This window comes from Micromonospora sp. RB23, from assembly GCF_053585025.1.
In genome coordinates, this window is sequence record NZ_CM132111.1 from 2,662,488 (window position 1) to 2,680,999 (window position 18,512).

An 18,512-nucleotide genomic window follows, 5' to 3' on the forward strand; every position below is an offset into this window, starting at 1 on the left:
GGAGCCTTCCGCTGAGCTGTGTGGATCTTCAACCTAGGAGGTCCGGTCAAGTCGGTCAGCGTGGGCCGGCTGCGGATCCTCGCCGGTAAATTCGCGCCGGGCGCATCCGCCGCGCCCGGTCGCGGCGAACCCTGGGTAGAGAACACCTACCCGGGGGTACGTCTGTGCTGACCGATCCGATGCCGGCCGACGCCGTCCAGACCGCGCTCAAGCGGGTCTCGCTGGCAGCCGAGGACCTGGACGGTAACCGTGTCGCCGCGCTGATGCTGGAGCTGGCGGCCGAGTGGGGCGTCCCGGCGCTCTGGGAGCAGGTCTGCCAGCCGCTGCTGGCCGGCCTCTCGGGGCGCGACGCCGCCGAGATCGCCGTGGAACACGCCCTGTCCGAGGGCGTACGTGTGGGGCTGGACGTGTACCGCCGGGAACCCGGGCGGTCCCTGCCCACCGGCGGGGTGTTGCTGGCCGGCGCCGAGCAGGAGACGCACTCGCTCGGCCTGCACGCCCTCGCCGCGGCCCTGCGGGAGCGGGGGCAGGGCTGCCTGCACCTGGGGCCCGCGCTGCCGTGGTCCGCGCTGACCAGCGCCGTGTACCGCGCGCGTCCGTACACCGTCGTGGTCTGGTCGCAGACGCCGGTCACCGGCCGCGCGTACCGTCTGGTGCGTTTCGCCCGCGAATTTCCCCGCCTGCGGGTCTACGGCGCCGGACCGGGGTGGATCGAGCCGCTCGCCGCGCCCGCGCTCCACCTGGGCGCGCTGCCGGCCGCCGTGGCCACCTGTCTGGCCGCGCCGGAGCCGGGGGAGTGGCGGCGCTGCGAGACGTGACGCGCACCACTTGCGATACGAAACAGTTCCGTATCGTTAATGGCGGCCCGTAGTCTGGTCGCCGTTACGAGTCTGGCCCGTATCGTATTGCGGAACGGGTGCAACCGGGGGGAGAACCGGGCATGGAGCTGCACGACAACACAGGACACCCGAGGAGGTGGGCGATCCTGGGGGTGCTGGTGATCAGCCTCCTCGTCGTCGTCCTCGACAACACGATCCTCAACGTCGCCCTACGCACCCTGGCCGACCCGGTGCACGGCCTCGGCGCCAGCCAGGGCGAGCTGGAATGGGCCATCAACTCCTACACGCTGGTCTTCGCCGGCCTGCTGTTCACCTTCGGGGTGCTCGGCGACCGCGCCGGCCGCAAGCGCTTCCTCATGATCGGGCTGGCGCTGTTCGGCCTGGCGTCGCTGCTCTCCGCGTACGCGGACAGCCCCGCGCAGCTCATCGCGGCCCGCGCCCTGATGGGGGTCGGCGGCGCGGCCATCATGCCGGTGACGCTCTCGATCATCTCGAACGTCTTCGACCCGCGCGAGCGCGGCCGGGCCATCGGCGTCTGGGCCGGCGCGGTCGGCCTCGCCGTGGCGATCGGCCCGATCCTCGGCGGCACGCTGCTGGAGCACTTCTGGTGGGGTTCGGTCTTCCTGATCAACGTCCCGGTGGTCGCCGCCGGCGTGATCCTGGTGGCGCTGCTCGTCCCCGAGTCGCGTGACCCCCGCCCCGGCCGCGTCGACCTGCTCGGCGTCCTGCTCTCCGTGGTCGGCCTGGTCGCCCTCTCGTACGGCATCATCGACGGTGGCGAGCACGGCTTCGACCGTCCGGTCGCCTGGGGCTCGATCGTGGTGGGCCTGGCCGTGCTGGCCTGGTTCGTGCGGCACGAACTCCGCTCCGACCACCCGTCGCTCGACGTCCGGCTGTTCAAGGTGCCGCGCTTCGCGGCGCCGGTGGCCATCGTCGGCCTGGTGTTCTTCGCCGCGATGGGCGTGATGTTCTTCAGCTCGTTCTACCTGCAGCTGGTCCGCGACTACAGCCCGCTGCAGACCGGCCTGCTCTTCCTGCCCTTCGCCGGCGCCCAGCTGATCTTCGCGCCGCGCAGCGCAGCGATGGTCCGCCGCTACGGCGGCCGGGCGGTCGCCGCCGTCGGGCTGGGACTGACCGTGGTGGCGCTCGCCGCGTTCGCCTTCATCGGCGCGTCCACCCCGATCTGGATCGTGCTCGTCGTGTTCTTCATCCAGGGCGTCGGGATGGCCAACATCATGCCGCCGGCCACCGAGTCCATCATGTCGGCACTGCCCCGCGAGAAGGCCGGCGTGGGCTCCGCGGTCAGCAACACCGTCCGCCAGGTGGCCGGCGCGCTCGGCGTGGCGGTCCTCGGTTCGGTGCTCAGCGCGGTCTACCGCAGCGATGTGGGCGACGCGCTGACCGGCCTGCCCGCGCAGGCCCAGGACGCGGCCAACGAGTCCATCTCCGGTGCGTACGCCGCGGCCGGGCGACTCGGCCCGGCGGCCCCGACGCTGATCTCGGCCGCCAACGACGCCTTCGTCACCGCCATGCACTGGGCGGCGGCGCTGTCCGCGATCGTCGCGGCGCTCGGCATGGTGGTGGTGCTGCGGTGGATGCCGGGCCGCGACGCCCTGCCGCCGGCGTCGGCGGCGCCCGCCACCGAGCCCGAGTTGGCCGGGACGGCTTAGGTTCGAGGACAATGTCCGACATGACCTCCACCGCCGATGCCCCGCGGTCGCCCGGGCGACCGCGGAGCCTCCGCGCCGACGAGGCGATCGTCGAGGCCACCCTCGACCTGCTCGCCGAGGGCAGCACCATCGAAGCGCTCTCGATCGAGGCGATCGCCACCCGCGCCGGCGTCGGCAAGGCCACCATCTACCGCCGCTGGGCCGGCAAGGACGCGCTGCTGATCGACGCGCTGCGCCGGCTCAAGGGCATCATGCCGCAGCCGGCCGGCCACTCCGTCCGCGACGACCTGCTCGTGCTGGTCGGCGCGGTCGGGCAGAACGTCGACGCCCGGGCGGCGAAGATCATGCCGTGCCTGGTGCCGGCGGTGAACCGCAGTCCGGACCAGTTCCAGCTCTACCAGAACATCATCGAGCCCCGGCGGCAGCTCATGCGCGAGGTGCTGCGGCGCGGCATCGACGAGGGGCTGCTTCGGCCCGACATCGACGTCGAGGTCACCATGGCGCTGCTCACCGGGCCGATGCTGATCCAACGCGTACTCCAGTGGAATCCGGAGCTGGATGACCGCGAGCTGCCCGCGCAGGTCGTCGACGCCGTTCTGGAGGGCATCCGCGCCCGCTGAGCCGACCGTGCCCCGGTGGACCGAGCCGACCGATCGTCGGGTCAGCCCGCCGGGGCGCGCAGCCGGTGCAGGCGCAGCGCCAACTGCACCTCCAGCGCCCGCTCGGGGCGCTGCCAGTCCGCGCCGAGCAACTGCCCGACCCGCTCCAGCCGCTGCGTCACCGTGTTGACGTGCACGTGCAGTTGCTCGGCGGCCCGGGCCAGGCTGCCACCCACCCCGAAGTACGCCTCCAGCGTCTTCACCAGCGCCGTCCCGCGCCGGGCGTCGTAGTCGACGACCGGACCGACCGTGGCGGTCAGGAACCCCGCCACGTCCTTGTCGCCCCGGTCGCCCACCGTGCCCAGCAGCAGCCCGACGAAGCCCAGCTCGGCGGTGCTCGCCCCCTGACCGGCACGGCCCAGCGCGCCGAGGGCGGTGAGGCAGCGGTCCGCCTCGTGGAACGTCCCCGCCAACGCCGACGGCCCGGTCGACGGACCGCTCGCCCCGGCGGTCACCGGCCGGCCGGTCACCCGCGACAGGTCCCGCGCCACCGCGCGTGCGCTGCCGCCGGCGTCCTGGCCCGGCAGCATCAGAACCACCCGACCGTCGCGCGCCGCCGCCAGGCCGCCCCGGGCCGATGCGTACGTGGTGGCCCAGGAGAGCACCCGCTGCCGCGCCGAGCCGGTCGCCGCTATCGCGTCGTCGCCCACCGCCACCAGCACGTGCGGCGCGTCCAGGTCCACCCCGAGGCGACGGGCCCGGCTGCGCAGCGCGTCCGTGTCGCGCAGCGGCCGGGCGATCAGGTCGTCCAGCAACTCGCCCCGGACACGACCCTCCGCCTCGGCCACCGTCCGGCGGAACAGCAGCAGCAGGGCTGTCACCAGCGCCGCCCGCTCCAGAATGCGCTGGTCCGCGTCGACCAACTCGTCGTTGGGACGCAGCACCAGGGCGCCCAGGTTCTCCGCGCCGGCGACCACCGCCGCGTACCACAGTGGACCTCGACGGACGCTGCGCCCCTCGGTCCGGGACGCGGCCACCGCCTCGACGATGTCCGACCGCTCCGGCTCGTCGATCTCGCCGACCCGGGCGAGCAGGCGACCCTCGGCGTCCAACGCCAGCAGTGCCCCGCCCAGCACGTCGGTCACCGCCGCCGCCACGTCCTCGACGCCACCGCCGCGCAGCACCAGCGCCGTCATCCGGTCGTGCGCCGCCGCCGCCCGCTCCACCGAGCTGCTGTGCGCCCGGATGGTGGTGTTCGCCGCCGACAACTCGGCCAGCGCGGAACGGGTCTCGGCCAGCAGCCGGGCCGTGTCGATCGCCACCGCGGCGTGCGCCGCCAGGGAGACCAGCAACGCCACCTCCTCCCGGGCGAACGGCCGGGCCGAGCGGTTGGCGGCGTAGAGCACGCCGATCGAGGTGGAGCCGAGCCGCAGCGGCACCCCGAGGATCGCCACCAGACCCTCCTCGCCCACGCCGGCGTCGATCTCACCGGTGTGGTGGAAGCGCGCGTCCTCGCCGTAGTTCGCGGTGACGTACGGCGCGCCGGACTGGGCCACCAGACCACCGAGGCCGGCCCCCATCGGCAGCCGCAACCGCTGGAAGCGGGCCGAGACCGACCCGTCGGTCACCCGCATGTACGTGTCGCCACGCTCGTCGTCGTTGAGCGTCATGTACGCCACGTCGGCGCCGAGCAGGTTGCGCGCCCGGTGCACGATCGCGCGCAGCACGTCGTCGAGGTCACGCAGCCCGGCCAGGTCGCTGACCGTGTCGTACAGGCCGGACAGCTCGGTCTCCCGGCGACGACGGCGCTCCAGCAGCGCGCGGACCCGCAACGCCACCGTCTTGGCCTGCTCCAACTCGGCCAGGCGCTCCGGCGGCACACCCGCGGCGCGCGCGGCCACCAGCGGGCCCTCGAACTCCACCGCGGCGGCCTCGCGGGCGAGCAGTTCGAGGAACTCCACCGGCGACGACATGGTCGACATTGTGCGCGGACCCACTAGTTGGCCGTCCAGCCCCCGTCGAGCGCGATCGACGCGCCCGTGATGAAGGCCGCCGGCGGCGAGCAGAGGTACGCCAGCAACTCGGCCACCTCCTCCGGTTCGATCAGCCGTTTGACGGCCGCCCGCGCCAGCATGATCTTCTCGACGACCTCGGTCTCCTCGATGCCGTGACTGGCCGCCTGGTCGGCGATCTGGCTCTCCACCAGGGCGGTCCGCACGTACGCGGGGTTGATGCAGTTGGCTGTCACCCCGTGCGCGGCGCCCTCCAGCGCCACCACCTTCGAGAGCCCCTCAAGGGCGTGCTTCGCCGAGACGTACGCCGCCTTGTACGGCGAGGCGCGCAGGCCGTGCACCGACGAGATGTTGACGATCCGACCCCATCCCCGGGCGTACATGTGCGGCAGCGCCCGGCGGATCAGCAGGAACGGCGCCTCCACCATCACCCGCTGGATGTACTCGAAACGCTCGACGGGGAAGTCCTGCACCGGCGCCACATGCTGGAGACCCGCGTTGTTGACCACGATGTCGACATCCACGTCGAGCGAGTCCACGGCCGCCGAGTCGGCCAGGTCCACGCCCTCGGCGCGTCCGCCGGCCTGGGCGGCCACGGCCTTGGCCGCCTCCAGGTTGCGGTCCACCACGAGCACCTTCGCGCCGGCCGCGCCGAGGCGCAGGGCGCACGCCCGCCCGATGCCGCTGCCGCCGCCCGTGACCAGGGCGGTCCGACCGGCGAGGTCGACCTGTACGACGTGGGGGACCGCCACGGGTTCTGCCGTCATGGCGCATGAAGTTACGAGCTGTGTCTCCCCCGGCACATGGGCCGGAGCCACATACTCCCGGCCAAAGCTGTGTGCCCACGCCGCCCATCCTGCCCACGCTGCCCGCTCTGGCTGCCGTGTCCGCTCTGGCTGCCGTGTCCGCTCTGGCTGCCGTGCCCGCTCTGGCTGCCGTGCCCGCCGGCAGCCGCCGGCCATCCCGCGCCACTTCGTCACTCGGCTGCTTGCTGCTCACGTGGCGTCGCTGCCCCTCCCCCCATAAGCCTGCAAGATCGTGCTACTTCCTGGATGTAGTGGTCTCGCCCATCGGGGAGGCCACAACATCCAGGATCGAGCGTGATCTTGAGTTGCGCGAGGCGTCCAGCGCCCGCGTCCCGCCCCACCGCGTCTCCGGCCCCGTCCCGCAGCGCCTTCCCGCCCACCTCGCGTCCCGCCTCCGCCCATCGCCCGGGTCGGCGTCTCGCGTCTCGCCTCTGCCGTCTGGCGTCTCGCGTCTCGCGTCTGGCGTCTCGCGTCTGGCGTCTCGCGTCCAAGATCGTCACAACTTCACCGATGGTGCTGCTTGCCGCCCGCTGGAGGCAGCAACATCCCCGAAGTTGTGAGGATCTTGAGCAGAGCCCCCACCGGGTTGCGTCGATCTTGCACTTTCTGTGGGGACTTACTATCTCGAGCCGCACATTTCGCCGTCCGAAAGTGCAAGATCGCCGGGGCGTGGGGCGTGGGGCGTGGGGCGTGGGGCGTGGGGCGTGGGGCGTGGGGCGTGGGGCGTGGGGCGTGGGGCGTGGGGCGTGGGGCGTGGGGCGTGGGGCGTGGGGCGTGGGGCGTGGGGCGTGGGGCGTGGCGCGTGGCGCGTGGGGGCCTGGGGGCCTGGGGGCCTGGGGTGTGCGGTGTAAGGCGTGTCCCGTGGGGGTGGTGGGAAGGGCGGGGGTTAGGGTGTCGAACACACGTACTGGGGGAGGGGGCCGCGTGCGGGTGCTGGGGGTCGACCCGGGGTTGACGCGCTGTGGGGTGGGCGTCGTCGAGGGCGTGCCCGGCCGGCCGTGCACGCTGGTCGCCTACTACGTGGTTTACACCGATCCGGCCGACGACCTCGCGTTGCGGCTGTTGCACCTGGACCGGTCGCTGACCGAGTTGGTGGCCAAACACGAGCCGGAGAGTGTCGCCGTCGAGCGGGTGTTCAGTCAGCACAACGTCCGTACGGTGATGGGCACCGCCCAGGCCAGCGGCATCGCGGTGCTGGCCGGGGCGCGGGCCGGGTTGCCGGTGCAGACGTACACGCCGAGCGAGGTGAAGGCGGCGGTGACCGGTTCCGGTCAGGCTGACAAGGCGCAGATGACCGCCATGGTGACCCGGCTGTTGCGGTTGGCCGAGCCGCCGAAACCGGCGGACGCCGCCGACGCGCTCGCCCTGGCCATCTGCCACGTGTGGCGCGGGGGCACCCGCTCCAAGCTGGCCGCCGCGGCCGACCGGGCACGACGAGGAGGAGCACGATGATCGCCAGCGTGCGCGGCACGGTGACCGCGACGGGTCCGGATCTGGCCGTGATCGAGGTCGGCGGCGTCGGCCTTGCCGTGCACTGCGCTCCCGGGACGCTCGCCGAGCTGCGGGTGGGGCAACCGGCGCGGCTGGCGACCAGCCTGGTGGTCCGGGAGGACTCGCTGACGCTGTACGGGTTCGCCGACGATGACGCCAGGGCGCTGTTCGAGTTGTTGCAGACCGCCAGCGGCGTCGGCCCGCGGCTGGCCCAGGCCGTGCTGGCCGTGCACACGCCGGACGCGGTGCGCAAGGCCATCGCCAACGCCGACACCGCCGCGTTGACCCGGGTGCCCGGGATCGGCAAGAAGGGCGCCGAGCGCCTGGTGTTGGAGCTGCGCGACCGTATCGGGCCGGTGTCGATCGGCGCCGACGGCGCCGGTGGCGTGACCGGTGGCGCGTGGCCCGACCAGGTCCGGCAGGCGCTTGTCGGTCTGGGCTGGACGGCCGGGCAGGCGGACCAGGCGGTGGCCGCGGTGGCGGAGACCATCGACGGGCCCACTCCGCCCGTGCCGGTCCTGCTCAAGCAGGCCATCCGGCTGCTGGGCCGGACCCGATGAGCGAGACCGACGGGCTCGTCTCGGCGTACGTCACCGATGCCGAGCGGGACGCGGAGGCGACCGTACGGCCCCGACGGCTGGCGGAGTTCATCGCCCAGGACCGGGTGCGCGACCAGCTCGACCTGCTGTTGCAGGGCGCGATGCGGCGGGGGTCGCCGCCGGACCACATCCTGCTCTCCGGGCCACCCGGGCTGGGCAAGACGAGCCTCGCCAACATCGTCGCCGCCGAGCTGGGCGCGGGCATCCGGGTGACCAGCGGCCCGGCGATCGAACGCTCGGGTGACCTGGCGGCGATCCTGACCAGCCTCGCCGAGGGCGACGTCCTCTTCATCGACGAGATCCACCGGATCGCCCGGCCGGCCGAGGAACTGCTCTACAGCGCGATGGAGGACTTCCGGGTCGACGTGGTGGTCGGCAAGGGGCCGGGTGCGACCGCGATCCCGCTGGACGTCGAGCCGTTCACCCTGGTCGGCGCGACCACCCGCTCGGGTCTGCTGACCGGGCCCATGCGGGACCGGTTCGGCTTCGTCGCGCACCTCGACTTCTACGCCCCGGCGGACCTGGAGACGCTGCTGCACCGGTCGGCGCGCATCCTCGGGGTGCCGATCACCGCGGACGGCGCGGCCGAGATCGCCGGCCGCTCCCGGGGCACGCCCCGGATCGCCAACCGGCTGTTGCGCCGGGTCCGCGACTACGCGGAGGTCCGCGCCGACGGTGTGGTCACCCTCGGCACCGCCCGCAAGGCTTTGACGGTGTACGACGTCGACGCGCTGGGCCTGGACCGGCTGGACCGCGCGGTGCTGACCGCCCTGGTGGACTCGTTCCGGGGTGGTCCGGTCGGGCTGTCCACCCTCGCCGTCGCGGTGGGGGAGCAGCCGGACACGGTCGAGGAGGTCTGTGAGCCGTTCCTGGTGCGTGCCGGCCTGCTGGCGCGTACGCCCCGGGGGCGGGTGGCCACCGAGGCCGCCTGGCTGCATCTGGGGCGTACTCCACCGAATGGTACATTTGGGGCGGATGTCCCGCCAGCACCCGATCTGTTCTCCGTGGATACCGATCAGCCGTAATGTGAACGTGATCTGTGCCGCATTCGGTGTTCTCAGGTGCAGGGATTAGACTTCGCCGCGGTCTGTACAGGATGTGAGAATCCGCCTCCGCTCCGGCACTCCCCGTGCCGCCAGGAGGCCAATGGGAAGGCAGTAACCGTGCAATACCTTGCAGCGGGTGGTGGAGCCGGTGGCTTCACGCCGATCCTGATGATCGTCCTGCTCTTCGGCGTCATGTACTTCATGATGATCCGTCCCCAGCAGAAGCGTCGCCGCGATGCCGAGGCCATGCAGTCCGCGCTCGGCCCGGGCGACGAGGTCGTCACCATCGGCGGGCTCTACGGCACGGTCACCGGCGTCGAGGACGACGCCGTCCTGCTCGAGATCGCCCCGGGCGTCCAGACCCGCTACGCCCGGCCGGCCATCGCCCGCGTGGTGACCCGCGCGGAGCTGCCGAGCGAGCCGGTCACCGAAGACGCGGACACCGTCAAGGAGTGACCGTCCCGCAGGGGATCGACGGTTCCGGCGGTACGACCGGCCGGCCGGCTCCCCGGGACGCCGCGCCCGACGGGGCAGCGGACGTGACGTGAAAACTGGATAGTTGGGTCGACGCCGGGCGTCGGCACGTTCCCGTGGCCGTCGGCGTCCCCGTGCCGGCGTGTCCGGCCACTGTGTCGGCACCCCGTCGGCACAGGTCAAACCGTTGGCCGGGACCCCCGGCCCGACACTCGCCGCCGCCGCGCGCAGCGGCGCGACCGTACAGGGAGACAGGACAACCGTGGCACCACCTCAGGGACAGATGCGCCCCGGCCGGCAACTCGCCGTGCTCGGGCTCATCTTCGTCGTCCTCTACCTTCTGGTGTTCTTCGCGGGCGGTGCCAGCGGCAGCTTCAAGGACCGGCTGGAGCCACGGCTCGGCCTGGACCTGATCGGCGGCACCCGGGTCACGCTGGAGGCGACCAACTCCGTCGACGGCAAGCCCCCGACGGCGGAGAACCTCGAGGAGGCCCGCCAGATCATCGAGAGCCGGGTCAACGCGTTCGGCGTGGCCGAGGCCGAGGTGGTCACCGAGGGCAACCGGAACATCGTCATCTCCCTGCCCGGCGAGAACCGGGACCTCACCGACGTGGGCAGCGCCGCCGAGCTGCGCTTCCGTAAGGTGCTCAAGGCCGCTGACGGCAGCGGGACGGCCGCCGCGCCGCCGGCCGCCACTCCGGCCCCGGGCACCGCGACGCCGTCCGGCGCCCCCTCGGGCAGCGCCGCGCCGAAGGTGACCCCGTCGGCGAGCGGCGAAGCGAAGGTGAGCCCGTCGGCCAGCGGTGGGCAGGGCGGGATGGCGCCCGCGCCGACCGCCAGCGCCACGCCGACCCCGTCGGCCTCGGCGAGTGCCGCGCCGTCGGCGAGCGCCAGCGCAGAGCCGGTGCCGGCGAGCATCGAGGAGCAGCGCAAGGCCGTCGAGCAGAAGGTCGGGGCCGCCGCCTGGCAGGCCGCGAGCGGGCTCCAGGCCCCCGCCGACCTGAGCGCCGACCCGTCGCTCGGCGACAAGCTCAAGCCGTTCAGCACGCTGAGCCCGCAAGAGGTGGCCGTGCTGCCGGCGCAGATGCAGTTCAACGTGCCGACGATCGGTTGCGCGCAGCTCGACAAGCGCCCGCCGGCGTCGATCTCCGACCCGAAGCAGCAGGTTGTCTCCTGCGAGGACGGCGCGTCGAAGTACCTGCTCGACCAGGCGAAGGTGCTGGGCACCGACGTGGACGACGCCGACGCGGTGCTCGACCAGACCAACGCCTGGGTGGTCAGCCTCGACTTCACCGGCGACGGCCAGGGCAAGTGGACGGCGCTCACCCGCGAGGCGTTCGGCAACGAGGGTCAGGCCTGTGACGCCACCGCGCTGGGCCAGGACGGCAAGTGCCGGGTCGCCGTGGTGCTGGACAACGAGATCGTGTCCTCGCCGGAGATCCAGGGCGTGCTGACCGGCAACTCGCAGATCACCGGTCAGTTCACCCAGAAGGACGCCAGCACCCTCGCCGGCCAGCTCCGGTACGGCGCGCTGCCGGTGACCTTCGAGCAGCAGGAGGCGCAGAACGTCACCGCCACCCTGGGCGCCAGCCACCTGCGGGCCGGTCTGCTCGCGGCCGGCATCGGCATGCTGCTGGTCATCATCTACGCGTTCTTCTACTACCGGCTGCTCGGCTCGGTCATCTTCCTGAGCCTCATCCTCTCCGCGCTGCTGGTCTTCGGCGCGCTGGTGGTGCTCGGCCGGCAGATCGGGTTCACGCTCACCCTCGCCGGCATCGCCGGCATGATCGTCTCGCTCGGTGTGGCGGCGGACTCGTTCGTCATCTACTTCGAACGACTCAAGGACGAGATCAGGGAGGGCCGTAGCCCTCGCAGCGCGGTGCCCCGCGCCTGGATCCGGGCCCGTCGAACCATCATCTCGGCCAACGCGATCACGTTGCTCTCCGCGGTGGTGCTCTACGTGGTCTCGGTCGGCACGGTCAAGGGCTTCGCGTTCGCGCTCGGTCTGGCCACGGTGCTGGACCTGGTCGTGGTCTTCCTCTTCCGGCACCCGATCATGACGATGTTCGCCCGGACCCGGGCGTTCCTGTCCCCGCGGGTCAGCGGCCTGGGCCGGGCGCTTCCGGCCCGCAGCCAGCAGACTCAGCCCCGCAACCCGCGCGCCAAGGAGGCCTGAGATGGCTCAAAACGGTTTGGCGAGCCGCCTCTACAACGGCGAGGCCGGTCTCAACATCGTCGGTCGCCGCAAGCTGTGGTTCGGCGTCGCCGGTGTCCTGATCCTGGTCGCGATCCTCAGTTTCGCGCTCCGCGGTTTCAGCCTCGGCATCGAGTTCGCCGGCGGTAACTCGTTCCAGGTGCCGGCCAGTGTCGGCACCCTGGACGACGCCGAGCGCGAGGTCAACTCGGCCCTCGCGACCGAGAACACCGGCGTCGAGGTGGCCACCACCCAGAAGGTCGGCGGCCCGGGCGGCGACTCGTACGAGCTGCGGACGCCGCAGCTCACCGTCGAGCAGGCCAACGCGGTCAAGGCCCAGATCGCCGAAGACCTCAACATCAACGCCAACGAGATCAGCAGCAACCAGGTCAGCGAGGCGTGGGGCAGCCAGGTGACCGAGCGCGCGGTGCTCGGCCTGGTCATCTTCATCGCGCTGGTGATGGTCTACCTGATCCTGCGCTTCGAGTGGCGGATGGCGGTCGCCGCCGTCTCGTCGCTGTTCATGAACCTGATCCTGACCGCCGGCATCTACTCGCTTGTCGGCTTCGAGGTCACCCCGTCGACGATCATCGGCTTCCTCACGATCCTGGGCTTCGCGCTCTACGACGTGGTGGTGGTCTTCGACAAGGTGCAGGAGAACACGCGGGGCATCACCGCCAACAACAACATGACGTACGGCGAGGCGGCCAACCTGGCCGTCAACCAGAGCCTCATGCGGTCGCTGAACACCTCCGTGGTGGCGCTGCTGCCCGTCGGTGGTCTGCTCTTCATCGGCGCCGGCCTGCTCGGCGCTGGCACCCTGAAGGACCTCGGCCTGGTGCTGTTCGTCGGTATGGCGGTGGCGTTCCTGACCTCCATCCTGGTGGCGACGCCGCTGCTGGCGCTGCTGAAGAACTACGACCCGCGCATCCAGGCGCACAACAAGCGGGTGCAGGCCCGCAGGGGCGCGTCGGGCCGTGGTGAGACCACCGGCAAGGTCGCCCCGACCCCGGTCGACGGCGACGCGGCCGACGTGATCGACCCGGACTCCGCGGCGCTTGCCGGCGCGGCCCCCAAGGTGGGTTCGCGACCGGCGGGCAAGCGGCCGACCGGCGCGCGGGGCGGTCGGCCCGGCGGTGGCGGTAACCGGCCCGGTGGCGCCAAGCGTCGCTGACCGGCCCCGGCGCTCACTGGGCTCGAGGCTGAGCGCCAAGCGTCGCTGACCGGCCCGGCGCTCACCGGGCCCGAGGCTGAGCGCCAAGGGTCGCTGACCGGCCCGGCGTCCACCGGGCCCGAGGCTGAGAGCCAAGCGTCGCTGACCAGCCCCGGGGCTGACCCGGGAGGAAACGCCCGGACGGCGTCCGGCATGCTGTGCGAGCAGCACGCCGGACGCCGTCGTCGTTGGAAGGGAACGCAACAGCCGTGACGGAGACCCACAGCATCGCCCCGCGCGGGGACAGCGGCCCGGAGGCCGCCCGACTGGTTGCCAGCCGGGTGCTGGACGTGCCGGACTTCCCCAAGCCCGGTGTCCTGTTCAAGGACCTGATGCCGCTGTTCGCCGACGGGAAGGCGTTCCGTGAGGTCGTCGACGGGATCGTCGCGTACCACGGGCGGGACGCGTTCGACGTCGTGGTCGGCATCGAGGCGCGGGGGTTCGTCGTCGCGGCGGCCGTCGCGTACGCGGCCGGGGTGGGTGTCGTGCCGGTGCGCAAGGCCGGCAAGCTGCCCCGCCCGGCGCACTCGGTCTCGTACGCCCTCGAGTACGGCGAGGCCACCCTCGAGGTGCACGAGGACGCCTTCACCGCCGGCCACCGGGTGCTCGTCGTCGACGACGTGTTGGCCACCGGGGGTACGGCCGAGGCGACGTTGGACCTGGTCGAGCGTGCCGGCGGTACGGTGACGGGCTTCACCGTACTGTTGGAGCTTGGTTTTCTGGGCGCGCGGGAGCGACTGGCGCCTCGTCCGGTCCATGCCCTGCTGACCGTTTGATTCCTTTTTCGCCGGGGTCGTGACGTCCTGCGTCGGGGCGTGCGCGCGTTCCGGGATGGCCGGGCGCGGCGGCGGGCCGGACCGCGGCCCGCCTCGAGCCGGCCGCCCGGGCGTCGACCGTCCGGCGGAGCGGCAGGGGACCGTCCGTGCGGGTAGCATTGCCCATTGCTGACGCCGGCGGTACTCCCTCCGGCGACGCGAGACCAGGCCGGCCGACACACGGCCGGCGTGTTTCCGGCGAGCGGTGAGGAGGCCGGTGTCCCACGATGTCGTCCCTCCGGCGGAGGGCACGGTGCACCCCACAGGCGACGCTGACGGCTCGGTGACCGACCGGAACGGCGACGCGCCGGCCCGGGTGACGGGCACCGACAACGGCTCCGGCAGGGCTCCTGCCGACGGTGTGACGGCTCCGACCGGTGTCACGGCGAGCGCCGTCGAGGCGTCGCCCGGCGCGGACGGGGTCGTGGTTCCGTTCCCCACCGACGCCGGTGTCGACCCGTCGCCGAGTGGTGGCTTCGGGCTCTCCAGCGCCCCCACCGGCCGGCGGGTGCGCGCCCGCCTGGCCCGCTTCAACGCGCCCTGGCAGACCTCGCAGGTCAGCGAGGTGCTGGAGCCGCTCATCGCCAGCCACCGGGAGAACCATCCGAAGGCCGACGCGCGGCTGCTCCAGCGTGCCTTCGACACGGCCGCGCGGTGGCACTCCGGGCAGTACCGCAAGTCCGGCGACCCCTACATCACGCACCCCCTCGCCGTCGCGACCATCCTGGGCAACCTGGGGATGGACACCACCACGCTGGTCGCCGCGCTGCTGCACGACACGATCGAGGACACCGAGTACACCCTCGACGCGATGCGCGCCGACTTCGGCGGCGAGGTCGCCCTGCTGGTCGACGGCGTCACCAAGCTGGACAAGGTCAAGCTGGGCGACGCGGCCAAGGCCGAGACGATCCGCAAGATGGTCGTGGCGATGGCCAAGGACCCGCGGGTGCTGGTGATCAAGCTGGCCGACCGGCTGCACAACATGCGTACGCTCTCCTTCCTGCCGGCGCCCAAGCGCGAGCAGAAGGCCAAGGAGACCCTGGAGATCCTCGCGCCGTTGGCTCACCGCCTCGGTATGAACACGATCAAGTGGGAGCTCGAGGACCTGGCCTTCGGCACCCTGTTCCCGAAGCGGTTCGAGGAGATCAACCGGCTCATCGGTGAGCACCAGCCGCAGCGTGAGTCGCTGCTGCGGCAGGTCACCCAGAAGGTCGGCACCGACCTGAAGGCCGCCAAGATCAAGGCGGAGACGACCGGCCGGCCGAAGCACCTCTACTCGATCTACCAGAAGATGATCGTGCGGGGCCGCGACTTCAACGACATCTACGACCTGGTGGGTGTGCGGATCCTGGTCGACACGGTGCGGGACTGCTACGCGGCGCTGGGGGTCATCCACGCCAACTGGCAGCCGGTGCCGGGGCGGTTCAAGGACTACATCGCGATGCCCAAGTTCAACATGTACCAGTCGTTGCACACGACGGTCATCGGGCCCACCGGCAAGCCGGTGGAGATGCAGATCCGCACGTACGCGATGCACCGCACCGCCGAGTTCGGCATCGCCGCGCACTGGAAGTACAAGGAGCACAAGGGCACCCAGGTTGTCGGCCCGCCGGCGCACATCGACGAGATGACCTGGCTGCGGCAACTGCTGGACTGGCAGCGTGAGGCGGCCGACCCGAGCGAGTTCCTGGACGCGCTGCGCTTCGACCTGTCCAGCCAGGAGGTGTACGTCTTCACCCCCAAGGGTGACGTCATCCCGCTGCCGACCGGGTCGACGCCGGTGGACTTCGCGTACGCGGTGCACACCGAGGTCGGGCACAAGTGCATCGGCGCGCGGGTCAACGGCAAGCTGGTGCCGCTGGAGTCGACGCTGTCCAACGGCGACGTGATCGAGATCTTCACGTCGAAGTCCGAGACGGCCGGCCCCACGCAGGACTGGCTGGGTTTCGTCAAGAGCCCGCGCGCCCGCACCAAGATCCGCCAGTACTTCAACAAGGAGCGGCGCGAGGAGGCGATCGAGGCCGGCAAGGACGCGATCGTCAAGGCGATGCGCAAGCAGGGCATGCCGTTGCAGCGGATGCTCACCTCGGACGCGCTGATGTCGATCGCCCGGGACCTGCACCTCGCCGACGTCGCCTCGCTCTACGCGGCGGTCGGCGACAGCCAGGTCTCCGCGCAGTCGGTGGTGCAGAAGCTGATGGCCGCGTACGGCGGCGAGGAGGGCGCGGCGGAGGACATCGCCGAGACCGCCGTCGCCACCCGGCCGCCGCGCAGCAGGCAGAGCAGCGCCGACCCGGGTGTCGTGGTCCGGGGCGTCAGCGACGTCTGGATCAAGCTGGCGCGCTGCTGCACCCCGGTCCCACCGGACTCGGTGTTCGGCTTCGTCACCCGCTCCGGCGGGGTGAGCGTGCACCGGGACGACTGCGCCAACGCGGAGGACCTGCGGGCGCAGGCCGAGCGCGTGGTCGAGGTGAGCTGGAAGCTGACGTCCGCGTCCACGTTCCTGGTGGCGATCCAGGTCGAGGCGTTGGACCGGCACAAGCTGCTCGCCGACGTCACCCGGGTGCTCTCCGACGAGCGGGTCAACATCCTGTCCGCGACCGTCACCACCACCCGCGACCGGGTGGCCGTGAGCCGGTTCAGCTTCGAGATGGCCGACCCGAAGCACCTGGGCCACCTGCTGGCCACCGTCCGCAAGGTCGACGGCGTGTTCGACGCGTACCGGGTCACCTCCGGCGCCTGACGCGTCGTACCCCGGAAACGAGAGCGCCCGCCGGCTCAGCCGGCGGGCGCTTCGTCGTCCTTGCGGGCGTCAGCCCTGGGGCGGGCTCATCGTGAGGGTCTTGATGACGACCTCCTTCTTCGGGTGGCCGCCGCCGGCCTGCTGGGCGAACGCCCCGTCGTCGCCGGCCTTGGCCACGTCCTTGACGATGTCCATGCCGCCGGTGACGGTGCCCAGCACGGTGTACGCCGGGTCGAGCGGCGAGTCGCCGTACACGATGAAGAACTGGCTGCCGGTGCTGCCGGGCTGACCGGAGTTGGCCATCGCGATGACACCCTCCGGGTACGGCGGGCGCTTGTCGGTGGGCAGGTTCTCCTCGGGCAGCCGGAAGCTCGGGCCACCCGTGCCGTCGGTGTCCCGCCAGCCCTTGCCGGTGGCGCTCGGGTCACCGCACTGGAGCACCTTGATGCCCTCGGTCACCAGGCGGTGGCACTTGGTGTTGTCGAAGAACTTCTTCTCGGCGAGGAGGCTGAACGCGCCCGCGGTGCACGGCACCTTCGACCGGTCGACGTTGGCCGTGATCGGGCCCAGGTTGGTGTCGATCGTCATGGTCTGCACACCGTTGGCGGACTGCTGGTTGCTCGGCACCCCGACGTCCTTGGTCTGCGGGGACCGCTGGTCGGCCGGAATGGCGTTGTAGACGCACTCGGACGCCCCGGGCGCCGACGCGGCGTTCTTGTCCTTGTCGTCGTCGCCGCCGAGGGTCGTGGCCAGCCAGACGGTGCCGGCGACCACGAGCACCAGCGCGGCGGCGGCGCCGACGATCGCCTGCGTCTGGCGGCGCTTGCGGGCCTTGGCCGAGCGCTCGGCCATCTCCTTCTCGAGTCGGGCGCGTGCCGCCGCGCGCTGCCGCTCTCTGGTGGACGTCACGCCTGGATCCTCCTGGCTGTCTGCTGCGGGGTGCCGCTTAAGGTGGGTGGGGCGACCGGTCAGCCGGCGCTCGGGCTGCTGGCCGGGGCGCCGGACGGCGGCGGTGCCGCGCCGGTGACCGGCTCGCCGACCGTGAGGCTCTGGATCACCACGTCGGTCTTGGGCTTGACCTTCGCCCCGGTCCCATTGTCCACGGTCGGCTGGGCGCCGATCTTCTCCACCACGTCCAGCCCGCCGGTGACCTTGCCGATCACCGGGTACTTCGGGTCGGCGGTGGTGAAGTCCTTGAAGAAGATCAGGAACTGGCTGCCGTTGGTGCCCGGCGGGTTGGAGATCATCGCGACGGTGCCCTTGGGGTACGTCGGCGGCGTGCCGGGCGCGGGGCTGGCCGAGGGCGACGGGGCGGTCGGCACGTCCTCGTCGTAGAACGAGTAGGTGGGGCCGCCCAGGCCGGTGCCGCTGGGGTCACCGCAGCGCAGCGCGCCGTCGGCGGTGATCTCGTGGCACTTGGTGTTGTCGTAGAACGACCGACTCGCCAGGTGGGCGATGCTCGCGGCGGCGCACGGCGAGCTGGTCAGGTTCAGCTCGGCGGTGATCGGCGCGCCCTGGTTGGTGGTGACGGTCATCGGTCGGGTGCCCTCGGTGGGCAGGCCCTTGGTCTCCGGCGTACCGACGTCCTTGAGGTTGGTGTTCGCCGTGGCGTCCTGCGGCGTCCAGAGGCAGGTGTCCTCGGCCGCCGTGTTCTGCTTCGGGTCGGAGTCGAACGCCCCGAGCGCCCACGCCGAGCCGGCCACGATCACCGCGAGGACCAGGAAGGCGCCGACACCGGCCTGGATCTGCCGACGACGCCGTGTGGCGGCCGCCCGGCGTGCCATCTGCCGGTCGAGCTTGGCCCGCGCCAGTTTGCGCTGCCGGTCCCTGCTGGAAGCCACAGGTGCTCCCCTTTCTTCGCCTGATCGTCACCGGCGGCCGGCTCTCCCGGCCCGTCCGGGCGTCGCGTGTGCCGCGCCACACGCCCGCCAGAGTGTACGGCTAGTGACTGGGAATGTGGTGTACGAGGTCCACCCCGTTCCGAGCAGCGCTTATCGGGGGTTGTCACTGT

The 18,512-nt window shown here is 71.9% G+C and carries 15 protein-coding genes; 11 read left to right on the top strand and 4 right to left on the bottom strand.

Translation table 11 applies throughout. The features are described 5' to 3' along the window. The first annotated feature begins 164 nt into the window (after positions 1–164). The 3 genes from ACTFTM_RS12220 to ACTFTM_RS12230 all read left to right on the top strand — a co-directional run bounded on the left by ACTFTM_RS12220 (position 165) and on the right by ACTFTM_RS12230 (position 3,129). The gene (locus ACTFTM_RS12220) at positions 165–818 is read left to right on the top strand and encodes a transcriptional regulator (protein ID WP_449565900.1); all 654 of its coding nucleotides are present in this window, start codon (positions 165–167) and stop codon (positions 816–818) included. A 122-nt stretch (positions 819–940) separates the two neighbouring features. Next, positions 941–2,509, top strand: coding sequence for an MFS transporter (locus ACTFTM_RS12225; RefSeq protein ID WP_449565901.1), 1,569 nt, complete (start codon positions 941–943; stop codon positions 2,507–2,509). A gap of 11 nt (positions 2,510–2,520) precedes the next feature. After that, positions 2,521–3,129 carry a TetR/AcrR family transcriptional regulator gene (locus ACTFTM_RS12230; protein WP_449565902.1) on the top strand — a complete coding sequence of 203 codons (609 nt, stop codon included), beginning with the start codon at positions 2,521–2,523 and terminating at the stop codon, positions 3,127–3,129. Positions 3,130–3,170: 41 nt separating this feature from the next. On the opposite strand, the gene ACTFTM_RS12235 is transcribed toward ACTFTM_RS12230, so the two are convergent. Further along, positions 3,171–5,090 (bottom strand): helix-turn-helix domain-containing protein, encoded by a 1,920-nt coding sequence (locus tag ACTFTM_RS12235; protein ID WP_449565903.1) that lies wholly within the window; start codon positions 5,088–5,090, stop codon positions 3,171–3,173. Positions 5,091–5,104: 14 nt separating this feature from the next. Next, on the bottom strand, positions 5,105–5,887 hold the full coding sequence (locus ACTFTM_RS12240) for a 3-hydroxybutyrate dehydrogenase (RefSeq protein ID WP_449565904.1): 783 nt from the start codon (positions 5,885–5,887) through the stop codon (positions 5,105–5,107). A gap of 963 nt (positions 5,888–6,850) precedes the next feature. Between ACTFTM_RS12240 and ruvC the strand changes: the two genes are divergently transcribed. The 8 genes from ruvC (at position 6,851) to ACTFTM_RS12280 (ending at position 16,501) form a co-directional block, all read left to right on the top strand. Further along, the gene (gene ruvC, locus ACTFTM_RS12245) at positions 6,851–7,378 is read left to right on the top strand and encodes a crossover junction endodeoxyribonuclease RuvC (RefSeq protein ID WP_210821188.1); all 528 of its coding nucleotides are present in this window, start codon (positions 6,851–6,853) and stop codon (positions 7,376–7,378) included. Then, positions 7,375–7,977: a Holliday junction branch migration protein RuvA gene (gene ruvA / locus ACTFTM_RS12250; protein ID WP_355053641.1), complete on the top strand. Its 603-nt coding sequence runs from the start codon at positions 7,375–7,377 to the stop codon at positions 7,975–7,977. The genes ruvC and ruvA overlap by 4 nt, the downstream gene beginning before the upstream one ends. Further along, a complete protein-coding gene (gene ruvB, locus ACTFTM_RS12255) occupies positions 7,974–9,041 on the top strand; it encodes a Holliday junction branch migration DNA helicase RuvB (RefSeq protein ID WP_449565905.1) in 1,068 nt (355 codons plus the stop codon). The genes ruvA and ruvB overlap by 4 nt, the downstream gene beginning before the upstream one ends. Positions 9,042–9,179: 138 nt before the next feature. Continuing rightward, entirely contained in the window at positions 9,180–9,518 is a 339-nt protein-coding gene (gene yajC, locus ACTFTM_RS12260; RefSeq protein ID WP_354856026.1) for a preprotein translocase subunit YajC, read from the top strand. Positions 9,519–9,798: 280 nt separating this feature from the next. Further along, positions 9,799–11,712 carry a protein translocase subunit SecD gene (gene secD / locus ACTFTM_RS12265; RefSeq protein WP_449565906.1) on the top strand — a complete coding sequence of 638 codons (1,914 nt, stop codon included), beginning with the start codon at positions 9,799–9,801 and terminating at the stop codon, positions 11,710–11,712. A gap of 1 nt (position 11,713) precedes the next feature. Continuing rightward, positions 11,714–12,904, top strand: a complete 1,191-nt coding sequence (gene secF / locus ACTFTM_RS12270; protein WP_449565907.1) for a protein translocase subunit SecF — start codon at positions 11,714–11,716, stop codon at positions 12,902–12,904. Positions 12,905–13,152: 248 nt separating this feature from the next. Further along, the gene (locus tag ACTFTM_RS12275) at positions 13,153–13,719 is read left to right on the top strand and encodes an adenine phosphoribosyltransferase (RefSeq protein ID WP_449565908.1); all 567 of its coding nucleotides are present in this window, start codon (positions 13,153–13,155) and stop codon (positions 13,717–13,719) included. Between the two features lie 256 nt (positions 13,720–13,975). After that, complete coding sequence (locus tag ACTFTM_RS12280) at positions 13,976–16,501, top strand: RelA/SpoT family protein (RefSeq protein ID WP_449565909.1); 2,526 nt, start codon at positions 13,976–13,978, stop codon at positions 16,499–16,501. Between the two features lie 69 nt (positions 16,502–16,570). On the opposite strand, the gene ACTFTM_RS12285 is transcribed toward ACTFTM_RS12280, so the two are convergent. Both ACTFTM_RS12285 and ACTFTM_RS12290 read right to left on the bottom strand, forming a co-directional pair. Beyond that, on the bottom strand, positions 16,571–17,410 hold the full coding sequence (locus ACTFTM_RS12285) for a peptidylprolyl isomerase (protein ID WP_449565910.1): 840 nt from the start codon (positions 17,408–17,410) through the stop codon (positions 16,571–16,573). 59 nt (positions 17,411–17,469) lie between these two features. Then, the gene (locus ACTFTM_RS12290; protein ID WP_449565911.1) at positions 17,470–18,342 is read right to left on the bottom strand and encodes a peptidylprolyl isomerase; all 873 of its coding nucleotides are present in this window, start codon (positions 18,340–18,342) and stop codon (positions 17,470–17,472) included. Between the last annotated feature and the right edge of the window lie 170 nt (positions 18,343–18,512).

Coding starts and splice junctions, on each gene's coding strand:
- ruvA (WP_355053641.1), top strand. CDS start 7,375: ATGATCGCCAGCGTGCGCGGCACGGTGACCGCGACGGGTCCGGATCTG.
- ruvB (WP_449565905.1), top strand. CDS start 7,974: ATGAGCGAGACCGACGGGCTCGTCTCGGCGTACGTCACCGATGCCGAG.
- ACTFTM_RS12240 (WP_449565904.1), bottom strand. CDS start 5,887: ATGACGGCAGAACCCGTGGCGGTCCCCCACGTCGTACAGGTCGACCTC.
- ACTFTM_RS12225 (WP_449565901.1), top strand. CDS start 941: ATGGAGCTGCACGACAACACAGGACACCCGAGGAGGTGGGCGATCCTG.
- ACTFTM_RS12230 (WP_449565902.1), top strand. CDS start 2,521: ATGTCCGACATGACCTCCACCGCCGATGCCCCGCGGTCGCCCGGGCGA.
- secF (WP_449565907.1), top strand. CDS start 11,714: ATGGCTCAAAACGGTTTGGCGAGCCGCCTCTACAACGGCGAGGCCGGT.
- ACTFTM_RS12235 (WP_449565903.1), bottom strand. CDS start 5,090: ATGTCGACCATGTCGTCGCCGGTGGAGTTCCTCGAACTGCTCGCCCGC.